The organism is Bacteroides sp. D22, assembly GCF_000163675.1.
Classification (GTDB): Bacteria; Bacteroidota; Bacteroidia; order Bacteroidales; family Bacteroidaceae; genus Bacteroides; species Bacteroides xylanisolvens.
Genome location: NZ_GG774814.1, coordinates 105649 through 122357, shown reverse-complemented (window position 1 = coordinate 122357; position 16709 = coordinate 105649). Strand labels below are relative to the sequence as shown.

Sequence of the window (16709 nt, the reverse complement as noted above, 5' to 3'; positions counted from 1 at the left end):
TTATTCTTTTCCCAGAACCTGATCGAGGTCTGCCTTAGCAACCAGGTAATCGTATATGGACTGATTATAGGTGAGTTGCGCCTGTGTCAGCGACACTTGGGAACTGTTCAGTTCGAGCACCGTGCCCTTACCTACATCATAACGTTTTTCGGCAATCACTACCGCTTTCTTTGCCTGCATCACATTTTCCTTGTTGCTGACTACCTGCTCTGTGCTGGCACTCATGTTATTGCGACAACTGACAATCTGCATATTCAATTGTCTTTCCGTATCGATACGGTTCCAATCGAGCTGGCGCATCTGTATACGGGCGGATTTCACTTTCGTAAAGTTACTTGCCTTATATAAAGGTATACTAAGATTGAACATCAGGCTGGAACTGTTGCTCCAGTTGTAATTGAAAAAATTGATATTCGGATTATACAGTGATTGATATTGGTAGGAGAAACTCATTGAAAGAGTCGGCATAAAGTTTGTCTTTAAAGACTTTACGTTCTTTTCAAGCAACTTCATGTTCAAGTCCAACTGCTTCATGGTGGTATTGTTGTCCAGATTTACATTTTCTTCTCTCAACTGGTTGGCAAACATGGCCGTCTCATAGTTGGTCAGACTATCGTTAATCTTTATCTCCACATCGGCTGTGATCCCCATCAGGACTTTCAACTGCAACTTAGCCAAAGTCACCGCATTAGCTGCCGAAATCAAGTTCGGTTTAATACTGCGCATCTGCACCTCCGCACTGATCTTGTCATATTCGCTCACGGTTCCCTGCTGATATTTGGCATTCACTACATTGTAGTTATCTTCTGCCAGTTTATAACTGCCTTGAAGCACTTCATAGCTGTCCTGCGCAAGCATCAACTGATAATAAGCCTTGCTCACCTGATTCACGAGATCCAGTTTGGAAGCGCGTGACTTCTCTACTGCCAGTTCAATATCCGTCTTTGTCATCGACATGGCACGATAAACGCCCGGCACAAAGAGTGGCAGATTAATACTCAACCCCGCATTAACGGTGTTCGAACCGTCTTGCCCCATCTTGAACACGTTATCGTTCAATTTCATTTCAGCCGCTTTAATGGTATGGTCTACTGAACCGGCAATACTAGCCTCCGGCAACAGACTTTGCCAGGCTTCTTTACTGGCAACTTTCTTTAATGCAACTTCTTCTTCTGCCACTTTTATTGTCGGATTCTCATCCAATGCAATTTCCAGGGCTTTGTCTAAGGTTAAGGTTAGTATATTCTTCTCCGCCTGTGTGTCCTGCGCCTTTGCAAAACCAAATGCACAGAGTGCCACAGCTACCAGAAGAATCTTCTTACCTGCCAATCTTTTCATCTTGTTCATAAACTGAATTTCTAATTTAATCTTACTTGTTTGTCAATAAAACCTCACTTTTGCTCTAATCTGCGATGCGGTTCTTACGATATTCTTGTATAAAGTCTTCCAGTACCTTTGCTCCTTTTTCGGTGGAGATGCCGCGTATATAAGTAAACATGATGGATTCGTACACTTCAATAAAAGGATATTCATTGCAGATATCCGTATTCAGAAGTACGTCAAACTGCTCTCGTACCAGCAAATTAACGATAGCGAAGTTCACATCCGGACGAAAGATGCCCTGCTCTACTCCCGTCTTGAAGAAGGACATCGTTTTCTGCGAATCGCTGTCCTGCCGGTTCTTCATCATCTCATATACCTTCGGATATTTCTTGATGTCTTCAAAAAAGCGTTTATTCGTCTGATGGAACACCTCAATACTTTTCTGAAAGACTGCAAGTATTACCTCTAACACATTATGCGACTGTTCAAAGATTTTCTGTAAGTACTTATCTCTGTCGGCCTGTGCCTTCAGTATACATTCTTTCAACAACGATTCTTTATCCGAAAAGACTTCATAGAGGGTACGTTTGGATATTCCTAATGCTGCTGCAATGTCGTCCATCGTAATACTCTTGATGCCTTTTGAAGTAAAAGCTTCTGTTGCTGCCGTTATGATCCGTTCTCTTAACTCTACCCGTTGGGAAGCGTCTTTTCCATGCTCTGCCATCATCCGTTTTTCTATTTTATTAAAATGCAGTTTTCGTTTTCTTTTCATTTCCAAAGGAAAAACGGAACAAAGATATATAGAAAACTCAATTAACAAATCAAGTTTCCTTCTATTTATAATGCATTTGGGAATTATTATCATTCAATAGAGTAAAATGAAAACAAGTGTTAATAGGAAATACGGAACAAACATAGGGCAAAGGTAGGAATGAGGGGAATGCGAAGTAAAGTTTTATCGCCGGCAGAGGGATTATAATCGACCAATGCCGGATAAATGTCGATAGAATCAACACTTACCCGGCAACAACAGTCACCATTATTAACGAAAAGCGAAAAAGGGTTGGTTTATGGTCAATAGTCAATTTGTGTCCTCTTCAGGAAGGCGACTGTTTTATGTATCTCCTTGTACATCACGATATCATCTTTCACAAAAGGCACTTCTTTCCGATAGGCATGAAGGAAACGTTCAAGAACGGGAGAAGTTTTCAGCGGACGACGGAAGTCAATACCTTGTGCAGCATTCATCAGTTCGATGGCAAGGATATGTTCCAGGTTGTCCATCACTTTATAGAGTTTGGTAGCGGCGTTGGCGCCCATGCTTACGTGGTCTTCCTGTCCGTTGGAGGAGACGATGGAGTCGCTCGAAGCCGCATAGCAGTACATTTTATTCTGGCTGACCATCGAAGCGGCGGCATATTGCGGAATCATGAAGCCGGAGTTCAGACCGGGGTTGGCAACCAGGAATTCAGGTAGTCCGCGGAGTCCCATAATCAGTTGAGAGACACGGCGTTCGGAGATATTTCCCAATTCGGCCAAAGCGATGGCAAGGAAGTCATAAGAAATGGCAAGCGGTTGCCCGTGGAAGTTTCCGCCGGAGATGATCCGGTCTTCATCGGGGAAGATGGTGGGGTTGTCCGTGACGGAATTGATTTCGGTCAGCAATACGGAGGCAACGTAGCGGATGGCGTCTTTCGTGGCACCGTGTACTTGCGGGATGCAGCGGAAGGAGTAGGGATCTTGAACGTGTTCTTTGTGACGTTCGATCAGTTCGCTACCGGCCAGTAGTTTGCGGAAGGCTTCGCCTGTCTCGATTTGTCCCTGATGGGGGCGGATTTGCTGGATGCAGTCCATAAACGGGTCGATACGACCATCAAAGGCTTCGAGGGAAAGGGCGGCTATGAGGTCGGCTTTTTTTGAGAGGCGGAAGGCTTTGAGCATAGCGAATACACCGTTGGCGCTCATAAATTGGGTGCCGTTGAGCAGGGCCAGTCCTTCTTTACTCATTAGTTTGACGGGTTCCCAGCCGAATTCGTCAAGTACACTGATGGCTTCGCACTTTTTCCCTTTATAGTAGACATCGCCGACACCAATCAGGGGGAGGAAAAGATTGGCGAGCGGAGCAAGGTCGCCGGAGGCTCCAAGGGAGCCACGGTCATAGACGATAGGCATGACGTCATTGTTGAAGAAGTCGAGGATGCGCTGCACGGTGATTACTTGTACGCCGCTATGTCCCAATGAGAGGGCGTGGGCTTTGAGAAGCATCATCAGTTTGATGATGACGGGGCGGATTTCTTCGCCTACGCTGCAAGCATGGCTTTTTATCAGGTTCTCCTGAAGCGTACCGAGTTCGTCGGGAGAAATATTTTTGGTACATAAAGAGCCGAAACCGGTTGTTATACCGTACAGCGGTTCTTCGGAAGAAGCTATTTTGTGGTCGAGATAGTCACGACATTTCTGGATGCGCAACTTGGCTTCGGGAGCTAGTTCCAGTTTTAGGTTTTCGTTGATAATTCGTTCGATGATTTCGAAGGTCAATGCTCCGGAACCGATATGATATACATTCTTACTCATACGCGCAAGTCTTGATTTACGGCATCCAACAATTCTTTTTCTCTCCAGCAGGCGGTTTGCTCGATTGTATCGGCTTCGGTTTGCAGTTGGAAGACAAAATCTCTGTCTTTGAGCGAACCGAGGTTGATACGGACGTTCAGCAAGGCTCCCAATACGGCAGAACGGGCGGCCATCATGGCTACACAGGCATCTGTGACGGCATTGCGGTTGCCCAAGCGGGCAACATCTGCTATGACGGACATCATATCCAGGGCTTTGCGGGCTACTTCCAACGGAACGAGGGCGGCTTGTTTGGTTGCTTCCTGAATGGCGGCACTTCGCGCGGCTTTCTCTTCGTCGGTTGTTTTAGGAAGTTTGAAGCAGGCAAAGACTTCGTTGTAGGCAGCGGAATCTTTATCGATAAGTGCAATAAATTCGTCCAGCAGACGGAGGGTGATAGTTTGTGCGTGCTGCATTACTTCTTCACTGGCTTCGTATCCCTTTTTTCCTACGGTGAGCCGTGCTACCATTGTGGAAAGGGCGGAAGCCAGTGCTCCATCCAAAGCGGCAATACTACCTCCACCGGGTACAGGATCGCTGCAAGCTACTTTATCTAAGAAATCTTTTACGGTTAAATCTGCTAACATGGTATTTTGTTTTAAGTGATTAATGAATGAGTTGGTCAACTATTAAGCGACGGGATATAACATGCCACCTTTAATAGTCATGATTACACAGTTCATGCCTATATAATAAGGTAGAATATGATAGTTGTTGGAATTGAGGACGATAAAATCGCCTTGTTTGCCTACTTCGATGCTTCCGATCCGGTCGGCTCGCTGAAGGGCGGCAGCTCCGTTCAGGGTTAGGGCGGTGATGGTTTCTTCGATGCTCATTTTCATATAGATGCAGGCCAGAGCAATGGTCAGCGGGATAGAACCGGAGAAACAACTGCCGGGATTCAAGTCGGTGGCGAGTGCTACTGCACAGCCGGAGTCAATCATTTCACGACCGCGTGCGTAGGGTTCTTTCAGAGCAAAAGCTGTCAAAGGTAACAGGGTGGCTACTACTCCGGCATCGGCCATTGCACGGATGCCGGCATCGGAAGCGTGCAGGAGGTGATCGGCAGACAGTGCTCCCAGTTCGGCTGCCAGTTCAGCTCCACCGAGGGAGACGATTTCGTCAGCGTGGAGTTTCAACAGAAAGCCGTGTTCCTTGGCTGCCTGAAGCAGGCGGCGGGACTGTTCGATAGAGAAAACGCCTTGTTCGCAAAAGACATCACAACATTCTGCCAGTTCGCCGCCACGGACAAGGGGAAGCATTTCACGAATCAGGAAGTCGATGTATTCGTCGCTTCTTCCTGCATATTCTTCGGGAAGGGCATGGGCGCCGAGAAAGGTGGAGACTATATCGACACGTTTATGCTCGGTGTTGTTCAGGCTACGCATTACCTTTAGCTGTAATAGTTCGGTCTCCCGATCCAGTCCGTAGCCGCTTTTACCTTCTACGGTGGTTACGCCCATTGTGTTCATTCTTTTCAGAAAGCCTTCGGCTGCTGAACGTAGTTTCAGGAAGTTCATTTGCCGGGTGGCTTTTACGGTGCTTGCAATTCCGCCTCCCCGCTCCATAATCGACATATAGCTTTCGCCGTTCAGACGCCAGGAGAATTCTTCGGAACGTTCTCCACCAAACACGAAATGGGTATGGGAATCAACGAAGCCGGGCAAGAGGCAGTGTCCGCGAGCGTTATAATGCCAGTAGTGTTGATAGTAACCGTCGCGGTCTTCGCCACGGTTTTCACCAACGTAGGTGATGACTCCTTTGGTGACTTCCACGGTTCCGTTCTCTATGACTTTCAGTTGGGACATTTCTTCGCCTTTACGGGCGGAAAAGCCGATGGGAGTTACAATACGGGCATTGAATATGATTAGGTTTTCACTCATAAATTATCCGAATTATCTTGGTTTATTCTTGTTTCATTCATCCTGCTTCTTGATCCGTTGTTTTTTATCAGGGCAGGTTCCCCCTGTAAACATCCGTTCTGATTTGGATTGAATATTCGCTAACATATTTCTTTACCGGCTATTCCATGATACGGGCTTCCAAGACTTGCTGCATGGAAAAGTTTTCGAGTCCGAGATAGTAAGAAGCTGTATCAATCAGGGCTTCCATCGGTACGAGGCCAATGATTTCACTACCGACAATCGTAACACCATAGCGGCGAGCTTCGATACGTACCAATTCGAAGGCGCGGTAAAGGGCAGTACGGGTATAGTCGGTCATGTTTATGGATACCTGGGTGATGTTTCTCTCCTTTAGCTCCACTCCCATTGCTTTCACATAACGGAGCCCTCCATTGATATGGCGGATATTCTTTGCTATCTTGGTAGCTATTTCCAGATTGTCCGTACTAAGATTGATATTGTAGGCTACGAGCGGCATACGGGCTCCGATGGCGACTGCACCTGCGGTTGGATGACGTTCGGCAGGTCCGAAATCTGGTTGCCATTCGGGTAGTTTGATTTTTTCGGCCATGCCTTCAAATTCTCCTTTACGAACGGAAGCGAGATTTTCCCGATGCGACGCAGTTGCGGACTTCTCATACAGGAAGACAGGAAGATGATAGATCTCGGCTACTTTTGCGGCTACTTTCTTGGATAGTTCGATGGCTTCTTCCATGCTGGTATTCTTAATCGGGATGAAAGGGATGACATCTACTGCTCCCATACGGGGATGTTGCCCGGTATGCTGATTCAGGTCTATCAAACGGACAGCAACACCGACGGCTTCAACGATTGCTTCGTACAGAGCTTCCGGCTCGCCGACAAGAGTTACAACCAGACGGTTATGGTCTTCATCATTACTGTAATCAAGCAGTTTTACCCCAGCCTTAATACGGAAAGGGGCTACTATCTGATCTATTTTCTCTAAATCACGTCCCTCGCTAAAATTGGGGACGCATTCAATAATTTTATTCCAACTCATATCAAATATCTACTATTATAGAGGTTATATTCAACTGGATAACTATATGTTTTACATTAAACAAGTGCTCTTTCCCAATAGTCCTTATATAATCAGGCACGGTTCACACGAGTTTCATACCGAATCACCGCATGTTTTATACTAAACAGCTATATGTTTAAACAGTTCCATATATTATGGGAATTTATTCTCTCATATTAAGAGAATAAATTCCCATAATATGTGATACTATTTTCCCACAATATATGGGACTATCTTCTTTATAAGTTCTTCGTCTGCTACATACGGCATTGTTATCTGATAGTCTCTTGCATGGGAGTCATTAAATGCTTCGCTTGTCTCCATCGCATGCGGATTACGCGCCCATGAGCGACGGGCTACTCCGCCCATCACATCCCAGAGCATTGCCGAACGGAGTATTTCATCTACCCGTTCGCTACCGTCGCATACCATACCGAAGCCGCCATTGACTGCTTTGCCAATACCGACTCCCCCACCATTGTGCAAAGCTACCAAGCTCATCCCACGGGCACAATTTCCGGCAAAACATTGCACTGCCATATCTGCCATCACATTGCTTCCGTCTTTGATATTCGATGTCTCCCGGAAAGGGGAATCCGTTCCGCTTACATCGTGATGGTCTCGCCCCAGCATGATAGGACCTACTTCTCCCCGGCGGACCATCTCATTGAAACGGAGGGCTATGTTCATTCTCCCAACTGCATCCTGATACAGAATACGTGCCTGTGTACCCACCACGAGCTGATTCTTTTCTGCATCCCGTATCCAGTTGTAATTGTCAAGATCCTGACCGCGCCGATTGACGTCGATACATTCCATAGCTGCGTGGTCTGTTTTTATCAGATCTTCGTGTTTGCCACTCAAGCAAACCCATCTGAACGGACCGTAGCCATAATCAAAGAGTTGGGGTCCCATAATATCTTCAACATAGCTTGGCCAGATAAATCCGTCCTTTTCATCAACACCATTACGGGAGATTTCTTTTACTCCGGCATCGTATATGGCTTTCATAAAGGAGTTTCCATAATCAAAGAAATAAGTTCCGCGGGCTACGAGTTTCTTGATAACTTCGAAATGACGATGCAAGGATATATCTACCAAGTGACGGAATTGTTCCGGAGATTCGTGAAGAAGGCGTGTGCGTTCTTCAAAAGTTAGTCCGGCAGGGCAGTAACCGCCTTCGTAAACGGCATGACAGGAGGTTTGATCGGATAATAATTCAATAGGAATTCTTTCGCGTTCGGCATATTCGAGCAGGTCTACGACATTGCCGTGATAGGCTATCGAGCAGGGTTCACGATGTTGCATTGCTTGAGATGCCATCCGGTATGCTTCGGCTATATCCGCAGTCACGTGTCCCACCCATCCCTGGCGGTGGCGGGTTTCAATGCGCGAACTATCTACTTCGGCTATGATGGAGACTGCTCCTGCTATCTCCGCCGCTTTGGGTTGTGCGCCGCTCATTCCTCCCAAGCCGGAAGATACAAATAAATGTCCCCGCAGATCCTGATCTTGGGGAATCCCCAGTTTCAATCGCCCGGCATTGAGGAGGGTATTGAAAGTGCCATGCACAATTCCTTGAGGACCGATATACATCCAGCCGCCGGCAGTCATTTGCCCGTAATTGGCAACTCCCATCTGGGCAGCAATATGCCAATCATGTTGATTGTCGAATTGCCCGATCATCATCGAATTGGTTATTATAACGCGGGGAGCATCGGGACGGGAGCGGAAAAGCCCTAATGGATGTCCGGACTCAATAACCAGCGTCTGTTCTTGGGTAAGTTCTTCGAGGTATTGTTTTATCAGTCGATATTGCATCCAGTTTTGGCAGACTTGTCCGGTTTCACCGTAAGTGACTAGTTCGTAGGGATATAATGCTATATCGAAGCAAAGGTTATTGTCAATCATTACCTGAAAAGCTTTGCCTTCAATGCATTGTCCCCGATATTCGTCAATCGGTTTGGCTTTCAGGTCGCCGGCAGGACGGAAACGGTATCCGTAAATCCGCCCGCGAGTGCGTAGCTCTTCCATCAATTCAGGAGCCAATTGTTCGTGCCACTCGGTAGGAATATAACGCAAAGCGTTTTTTAATGCAGTGATTGTCTGCGCCGGGGTAAGTGTATAACCACGGTCGGGAGCTCTCCGGATACCTTCTACAAAATCCGGATAAGGAGGTAGTGTGTTGCCAAGAGTTATTCTCATAATAAACAGAATTAAGGATTACAAACTGTAAGCAATACAGTCTTATAACTCTTCGCAAGATAGAAAAAAAGAAGATAAAAGACAAGAGATTTGGCAGATTTATTATCAGAAAGGTATTATTACATTTACAGTTTGATAGAAGAACAAGACACAAGCGATGTCAAAACTCTCTTATACTTTTATACAGGCACGAATACAGGCCGTTTTGTCAAAACAGATAGATAGATCTTTCATTGAAGTAGATAGCAGGGTTGGCATTACGGTAAATAGCAAAGCTATCATTAAAACGAATGGCGGAGCTTCACTAAAACTTTTCATTAAAATGAATGGAAGGATCATTGGTAAGAACCCTTTCATTAAAATAAAAGAGAATCTTTAGTAAAGCAAATAGCAGCCCTTTTCAACACTATGGAATCGGTGGAATTTACATAACTAGTGTAACCCACATCTCAATAATATCATTATACAGGTGATTGTATTATTGATAGGGCTTTTCATACGATGCCAACCAAAATTAATGGAATTATTTCTTTTGTTTATTCTGCAACTCTAACAGATATTTAAAAGTATGCTTCGCTTCTTGACTATCATCTTTCAAATATGCTTGTTTCAGTTCCGGATAATTCTTCAATAATTGCAGCATTCTATCTTTCCCCAGAAAGTCGACTTTCCCTGTTTCACCATTCAATTCATAGCAAACACGTTTTGTAACCAGACTTGAAGCGGCAAGAGCATCGCCTATATTTCCTCCTAGTTTTACATCATCTTCTTCCACAAAGTTGCCTCCGATGACTGATCCTAAAGGCATCGCACAAAAATAGATGTTTTTACCTAACTGAACAGCAGGAGCATACCATGCTCCAAAACGCAATTTCTTATAGCGCAACTTACGACAGTTCAAATATAAATTTCCTTTTTCGTCACGCACAGCAAAACAACGCTTCTTCAAACGCCGGCACAACGACTCGTCATCACCGGCCGTTATCCGGTAATCAGCCCCTCCTGTTAATACAATCTGATTTCTGGAACGTTTTTCTACACGCAACACAGCAGTGGTATCGCCATGTTGAGTCAGTAACTCTTTCAGGTTGGAATAAATAATATTCTGCGCAATTAACGGAAGGCTAATCACGCTTATCAGCAAACATAAGATACATCCTTTCTTCATAAGCATCCTCCTTTCCTGTCTAACGCCTTTTCGAGTGGAAAGTTATAAATTTTAGCGGATAAATGCAAGAATGAGAAAAGAAATATTGAAAATTTCTTCCAGCTAACAACAACATTATCAAGACGAGTTATAATCCAAGCCCACACATCTTCCTACTTCCGTTAATAAACAGTAAATCTACTCTTGACAAAAACAAGCTCCTATCCCGACCGTTATGAATTATATTACCTTTGCGCAAAAGATTTAAATTTGTCATGGAAAAACTAGAACAGATCATTACCACATATCAGCAAATCATTCAGAAAACAGAACTGGAGTTACAGAATGCACGAAAACGTATCTATTATATAAGTCTTCTTCGACTTATCTTATTCGTAGGAGCCGTAGCAAATGCCATTATTTTTTGGTCTGACGGTTGGCTATGCCTCTCTGCATTCGCTGTCCTACCCTTTATCTTATTCATTTGGTTAGTAAAACGCCATAATTTCTGGTTCTACCGAAAAGACTTTCTGAAAAAGAAAATAGAAATCAACGAGCAGGAACTACGTGCCATACAATATGATTTTTCCGATTTTGACGATGGAAAAGAATTCATTAACCCGTCTCACCTCTACACTCTTGATCTGGATGTATTTGGCGAACACTCTCTTTTCCAATATATCAACCGCACCGCAACCCCTATCGGCAAGCAACATCTCGCAAATTGGTTCAATGCACATCTGGAGAATAAAGAAGCTATTGACCACCGCCAGGAAGCCATCCGGGAACTCTCCACCGATTTGGAATATCGCCAACAAATCCGCTTACTCGGATTACTCTATAAAGGAAAACCTACCGATACCACCGAAATCAAAGAATGGGCAGCCAGTCCGAGTTATTATCGAAAACGTACGCTCCTGCGTATCCTCCCAATAGCAGTTACCGTCATTAATTTCTTATGTATAAGTCTAGCCATTTTAGGCATTATCTCGGCTAACATCGCAGGAGGAGTATTTGTCAGCTTTGTATTATTCAGTACTATTTTCTCTAAAGGAATCACTAAACTGCAAACAACCTACGGAGAAAAGCTGCAGATTCTTTCGACATACGCTGACCAAATTCTGCTCACTGAACAAAAAGAAATGCACAGTCATATACTGCAAGAGTTAAAAACGGACCTTACAAGTCAAAATCAAACCGCTTCTCAAGCAGTCCGCCAGCTTTCTAAACTGATGAACGCACTCGACCAACGAAGCAATCTGCTCATGAGTACTATACTCAACGGACTGATATTTTGGGAGCTACGACAGGTGATGCGAATCGAGAAGTGGAAAGAGATTCATGCATCCGACCTACCCCGATGGATAGAAACAATCGGAGAAATAGATGCCTATTGTTCCCTGGCAACATTCGCATATAACCATCCGGATTATATTTACCCCACTATCGCTGCTCAATCTTTCCACCTACAAGCTGAAGCCTTGGGGCATCCCCTAATGGATCGCAACCAATGTGTGCGTAACGGAATAGACATTGAAAAACGTCCTTTCTTTATTATAATCACAGGCGCCAATATGGCAGGCAAGAGTACTTATTTACGTACTGTAGGAGTAAACTATCTACTGGCATGTATAGGAGCTCCCGTTTGGGCAAAGCAAATGAAAATATATCCGGCCCGTCTCGTTACCAGCCTTCGAACCAGTGATTCCCTAGCTGACAACGAATCTTATTTCTTTGCAGAACTCAAGCGACTTAAATTAATCATAGACAAACTTGAAGCCGGGGAAGAGCTTTTCATCATCCTTGATGAAATACTGAAAGGCACCAACTCCATGGACAAACAGAAAGGCTCTTTCGCCCTTATCAAACAATTCATGCACATGAACGCCAACGGTATCATCGCCACCCATGACTTGTTATTAGGGACTTTAATAGAGTCCTTCCCACAAAATATCCGAAATTACTGTTTCGAAGCCGACATTACCAACAATGAACTCACCTTCTCATATCAAATGAGAAACGGAGTTGCTCAAAACATGAACGCCTGCTTCTTAATGAAAAAAATGGGGATCGCCGTCATTAACGACTAATCCCCATCTTCGTATGAAAATCAAAGTTATCTTTTACAGTAACATCTAAAACCTGTTTTATTTAGTAGCAGCAAACTCAATATAAAGTTTCAAACTGCATAGTTTTAATGTGTCGGAAAAAACAAAGTCAAACAGGTGTTATAGATATATACTTATTGTATTTTACTTTTCGACAAAAAAGCGACTATCGCAGAAGCTTTTTCATTAGTGAAATACTGCACCGATGTTATTGGCTGATACGTGTAAGGTACAAATTGGAATAACTGTACAGCTGCAAACTTTTTATCAGCAGAAAGTATCACATCCATACGTATATTACCACTAGCCTCGCTTTTTATTTTCGAATCAGCGGAGAATGAACCCGAATTTACAAGATTTTTCAAAGCATCCATATGCTTCAAATCAAAGAATACACTATGCTCTTTAGCCACACTTTTTGTTGGTAAATAAACAACCTCCTTTGATTTCCAGAAAAGACGGAAAATTCCGATAAGGAATAAACCTGTCCCCAAAACCATCAAAGCCATACTGGTTGTAGAAGACTTGTCATCCAATTCGAATGTTGAAGCAAAAGCTAAAATACCAATCAATAACATAACAGAAGAGATTAAAACTCCTGAAACACTTATGCGTTTAGCGATATCGGGGTGTGTAGATGCGAATATAGTAGCATCAATCGTTTGAGTAGTTGCCATAATATTTAAAGTTTAATTTATTAGTAAAAATATAAAGATAAAAAGAAGTAGTATCACCAGTATACAGAAGATACCAGTAACCACAAAATAAACAATACCAATAAATATACTGCTAAATAATTATACGCCTCAAGGTGTATACATAGTATTCACTCGATGGCTGGCAATAATAGGAAGTTGTTGTATCATAAATCCGCCCCCAGTGTTGTGATAGTGAGCTCTCACGATCAGCACAACCTTGTAGCGCATTCTTTAAAGAAAAGAAATATTCTCCAAGCTGTACACGTTGAATACGTGTCACAGATATTTGATGGCTCTGCAAATTGGTCAATTCAGCCACAGGCTTACCCGGAAGATCGGGTGCACAGATTTCCCCACGCTGCCCCATAGCATATGTAATATCACACCCCTGCTTATCCACCATTTTTTCGGTAGAGACATTGCCTGCTATGCTATGAAAAGCAACTGTCAGCAACAGAAACAATATTACCTTTACAAATTTTGCCATATTCACCTGCAAATATAACAGATTCTCTCTATGAAAAGTTTAATTAGGATATATTTTAATGTATCTTAGTATTAATAAACGGCAGACAAACAAAAAAGGCTACCTTTGAAGGTAGCCTTTTTTATATCTATAAGAATAACTGTAAAATTATTCAGCCGATTCAGCTTTTGGTTCTTCAGCCTTAGGAGCTTCAGTTGCAGGAGCTTCAACAGCAGCAGGAGCAGCTTCAGCAGCTTTCTTCGAACGACGAGTACGAGTAGCTTTCTTAGCAACTTTTTCCTTAGCCATGTTTTCATTGTAGTCAACCAACTCAATAAAGCACATTTCTGCGTTGTCACCCAAACGGTTACCAGTCTTGATAATACGAGTATAACCACCCGGACGATCAGCAATCTTAACAGAGATTTCTTTGAACAACTCTGTTACTGCAATCTTATCTTGCAAGTTGCTAAATACAACACGACGAGAGTTCGTAGTATCTTCTTTAGACTTAGTAATCAAAGGCTCAACAAACTTCTTCAAAGCTTTCGCCTTTGCAACAGTCGTAGTGATTCTTTTGTGCTTGATCAAAGAGCAAGCCATGTTAGATAACATAGCGCTTCTATGAGAAGCAGTACGACCTAAATGATTGAATTTTTTATTATGTCTCATTTTTTATTCTTTATCTAATTTATATTTAGAAATGTCGGTTCCAAACGACAGATTCAGACTTTCCAGCAAATCATCAAGCTCGGTAAGCGATTTCTTTCCGAAGTTTCTGAATTTCAGCAGGTCAGTTTTGTTGAATTGTACCAAGTCGCCGAGAGTTTCTACGTCAGCAGCCTTCAAGCAATTGAGGGCACGAACTGACAAGTCCATATCAACGAGTTTAGTTTTCAACAGCTGACGCATGTGCAATACTTCTTCATCAAACTCTTCATTGCCATCAGTATCATTACTTTCAAGCGTGATCTTCTCGTCAGAGAACAACATGAAGTGATAAATCAGAATTTTTGCAGCTTCTTTCAGCGCTTCTTTCGGGTGTATAGAACCGTCGGTACTAATTTCAAGCACTAGCTTTTCGTAGTCAGTCTTCTGCTCTACACGGAAGTTTTCTACAGCATACTTGACATTACGTATCGGTGTATAAATAGAGTCGATTGGAATTACATTAACATCCGTGCAATACTCGCGATTTTCATCAGCAGGTACATAACCACGACCCTTGTTAATAGTAATATCAATCTGCATAGTTGACTTAGAATCTAAATGACAAATAACTAATTCCGGATTTAACACTTCAAATCCAGTCAAATACTTACCTATGTCACCTGCTTTAAATTCACTGGAATTCTCGACAGTGATGCTCACTTTTTCGCTCTCGAACTCTTCAACTACTTGCTTGAATCTCACTTGTTTCAGATTCAAGATAATGTTGGTAACATCCTCTTTTACTCCAGGTACACTAGAAAATTCATGCTCCACACCATCGATTCTGATAGTAGTGATAGCAAAACCCTCTAATGAAGAAAGAAGGATACGGCGTAATGCATTACCTACAGTAATACCAAAACCCGGTTCCAACGGACGGAATTCGAATTTTCCGAATCTGGAGTCCGCCTCCAACATTAATACTTTATCAGGTTTTTGAAATGCTAATATCGCCATGAAATTAATTATTATTTAGAATACAATTCAACGATCAAATGTTCTTTAATGTTCTCAGGAATGTCTGCTCTTTCAGGTATGTGCAACATTTTACCAACCTTTGAAGCCTCGTCCCATTCCAACCAAGCATACTTGCTGTGATTGAAACCTGCAAGAGAATTAGCAATTACTTCCAAAGACTTAGATCTTTCACGAACACCAATCAATTGTCCTGGTTTTACTGCAAATGAAGGAATGTTTACTACTTCACCATCTACAGTGATGTGCTTGTGACTAACCAACTGACGAGCAGCAGCACGTGTAGGAGCAATACCCAAACGGAATACTACGTTGTCAAGACGGCCTTCCAGCAATTGAAGAAGTACCTCACCGGTAATACCTTTAGCAGTAGCTGCTTTTTCAAACAAATTACGGAATTGTTTTTCTAAAACTCCATAAGTGTATTTAGCTTTCTGTTTTTCACGAAGTTGCACACCGTATTCAGAAGTTTTTCTTTTTCTTGAATTACCATGTTGTCCGGGGGGATAGTTCTTCTTTGACAAAACTTTGTCAGCTCCAAAGATTCCTTCACCGAATTTACGGGCGATTCTCGATTTTGGTCCAGTATATCTAGCCATTTCTTTTAAATATTTAATTGTTTATTCATGAACTCAATTTGTTGCAGCCGCGATTACAGAGAGAAATTAATGTAATCCAAAAACAAAATCAAGATCATTGTGTAAGTTAAAGGTAAATTAAACTCTACGTCTTTTCGGAGGACGACAACCATTATGTGGAAGCGGAGTCACGTCAATGATTTCAGTAACTTCGATACCAGCACCGTGGATAGTTCTAATAGCAGACTCACGTCCGTTACCTGGACCCTTCACATATGCTTTTACCTTTCTCAGGCCAAGATCGAATGCAATCTTTGCACAATCCTGGGCAGCCATCTGAGCTGCATAAGGAGTATTCTTTTTAGAACCTCTAAATCCCATTTTACCAGCAGATGACCAAGAGATAATCTGCCCTTCACTATTTGCAAGAGAAACAATAATATTGTTGAAAGATGAATGAACATGCAACTGTCCATTAGCGTCTACTTTCACATTTCTCTTTTTAGCTGCAACTGTTTTTTTTGCCATATCAACAATTATTATTTAGTAGCTTTTTTCTTATTAGCAACGGTTTTCTTTCTACCCTTACGAGTACGTGCATTGTTCTTAGTGCTCTGACCTCTAACAGGCAGACCAATACGGTGACGTACACCACGATAGCAACCAATATCCATTAATCGCTTAATGTTCAATTGGATTTCAGAACGAAGATCACCTTCTACTTTATACTCTGCACCGATAATCTCACGAATCTTAGCAGCTTGATCATCTGTCCAGTCTTTAACCTTCAGATCTTTATCTACACCAGCTTTATCTAAAATTTTTGCTGAACTACTGCGACCTATTCCATATACATAGGTCAACGCAATTTCACCTCTTTTGTTCTGAGGTAAATCTACACCAACTATTCTTATAGCCATATACTAAATTATTTTT

At 42.8% G+C, this 16709-nt stretch carries 16 protein-coding genes; 1 reads left to right on the top strand and 15 read right to left on the bottom strand.

Going from position 1 to position 16709, the window contains the following annotated elements; genetic code table 11:
- From HMPREF0106_RS06900 to HMPREF0106_RS06935, 8 genes are all read right to left on the bottom strand, one after another.
- The gene (locus HMPREF0106_RS06900) at positions 1-1347 is read right to left on the bottom strand and encodes a TolC family protein (protein WP_004313469.1); all 1347 of its coding nucleotides are present in this window, start codon (positions 1345-1347) and stop codon (positions 1-3) included.
- Positions 1348-1402: 55 nt separating this feature from the next.
- The gene (locus HMPREF0106_RS06905; RefSeq protein ID WP_008023025.1) at positions 1403-2053 is read right to left on the bottom strand and encodes a TetR/AcrR family transcriptional regulator; all 651 of its coding nucleotides are present in this window, start codon (positions 2051-2053) and stop codon (positions 1403-1405) included.
- Positions 2054-2400: 347 nt separating this feature from the next.
- Positions 2401-3900 carry a histidine ammonia-lyase gene (gene hutH / locus HMPREF0106_RS06910; RefSeq protein WP_004313467.1) on the bottom strand — a complete coding sequence of 500 codons (1500 nt, stop codon included), beginning with the start codon at positions 3898-3900 and terminating at the stop codon, positions 2401-2403.
- Complete coding sequence (locus tag HMPREF0106_RS06915; protein ID WP_009040606.1) at positions 3897-4526, bottom strand: cyclodeaminase/cyclohydrolase family protein; 630 nt, start codon at positions 4524-4526, stop codon at positions 3897-3899. The genes hutH and HMPREF0106_RS06915 overlap by 4 nt, the downstream gene beginning before the upstream one ends.
- Before the next feature lie 42 nt (positions 4527-4568).
- Positions 4569-5822: an imidazolonepropionase gene (gene hutI, locus HMPREF0106_RS06920; protein WP_009040605.1), complete on the bottom strand. Its 1254-nt coding sequence runs from the start codon at positions 5820-5822 to the stop codon at positions 4569-4571.
- A 139-nt stretch (positions 5823-5961) separates the two neighbouring features.
- Entirely contained in the window at positions 5962-6864 is a 903-nt protein-coding gene (gene ftcD, locus HMPREF0106_RS06925) for a glutamate formimidoyltransferase (RefSeq protein WP_009040604.1), read from the bottom strand.
- A 228-nt stretch (positions 6865-7092) separates the two neighbouring features.
- Positions 7093-9090, bottom strand: coding sequence for a urocanate hydratase (locus HMPREF0106_RS06930; RefSeq protein WP_009040603.1), 1998 nt, complete (start codon positions 9088-9090; stop codon positions 7093-7095).
- A gap of 523 nt (positions 9091-9613) precedes the next feature.
- Positions 9614-10258 carry a DUF6563 family protein gene (locus HMPREF0106_RS06935; protein WP_032851540.1) on the bottom strand — a complete coding sequence of 215 codons (645 nt, stop codon included), beginning with the start codon at positions 10256-10258 and terminating at the stop codon, positions 9614-9616.
- Positions 10259-10512: 254 nt separating this feature from the next.
- Between HMPREF0106_RS06935 and HMPREF0106_RS06940 the strand changes: the two genes are divergently transcribed.
- Entirely contained in the window at positions 10513-12327 is a 1815-nt protein-coding gene (locus tag HMPREF0106_RS06940; protein WP_009040601.1) for a MutS family DNA mismatch repair protein, read from the top strand.
- Positions 12328-12479: 152 nt separating this feature from the next.
- On the opposite strand, the gene HMPREF0106_RS06945 is transcribed toward HMPREF0106_RS06940, so the two are convergent.
- From HMPREF0106_RS06945 to rpsM, 7 genes are all read right to left on the bottom strand, one after another.
- Positions 12480-13022: a hypothetical protein gene (locus HMPREF0106_RS06945; protein WP_004313460.1), complete on the bottom strand. Its 543-nt coding sequence runs from the start codon at positions 13020-13022 to the stop codon at positions 12480-12482.
- Between the two features lie 112 nt (positions 13023-13134).
- Positions 13135-13530, bottom strand: coding sequence for a hypothetical protein (locus tag HMPREF0106_RS06950; protein WP_009040600.1), 396 nt, complete (start codon positions 13528-13530; stop codon positions 13135-13137).
- A 147-nt stretch (positions 13531-13677) separates the two neighbouring features.
- Positions 13678-14181 (bottom strand): 50S ribosomal protein L17, encoded by a 504-nt coding sequence (gene rplQ, locus HMPREF0106_RS06955; protein ID WP_004313458.1) that lies wholly within the window; start codon positions 14179-14181, stop codon positions 13678-13680.
- Between the two features lie 3 nt (positions 14182-14184).
- Positions 14185-15177, bottom strand: coding sequence for a DNA-directed RNA polymerase subunit alpha (locus HMPREF0106_RS06960; protein ID WP_004296325.1), 993 nt, complete (start codon positions 15175-15177; stop codon positions 14185-14187).
- A gap of 11 nt (positions 15178-15188) precedes the next feature.
- Positions 15189-15794: a 30S ribosomal protein S4 gene (gene rpsD / locus HMPREF0106_RS06965; RefSeq protein WP_004296326.1), complete on the bottom strand. Its 606-nt coding sequence runs from the start codon at positions 15792-15794 to the stop codon at positions 15189-15191.
- A 117-nt stretch (positions 15795-15911) separates the two neighbouring features.
- A complete protein-coding gene (gene rpsK, locus HMPREF0106_RS06970; protein ID WP_004296327.1) occupies positions 15912-16301 on the bottom strand; it encodes a 30S ribosomal protein S11 in 390 nt (129 codons plus the stop codon).
- Between the two features lie 11 nt (positions 16302-16312).
- Positions 16313-16693: a 30S ribosomal protein S13 gene (gene rpsM, locus HMPREF0106_RS06975; protein ID WP_004296328.1), complete on the bottom strand. Its 381-nt coding sequence runs from the start codon at positions 16691-16693 to the stop codon at positions 16313-16315.
- Positions 16694-16709 lie beyond the last annotated feature (16 nt).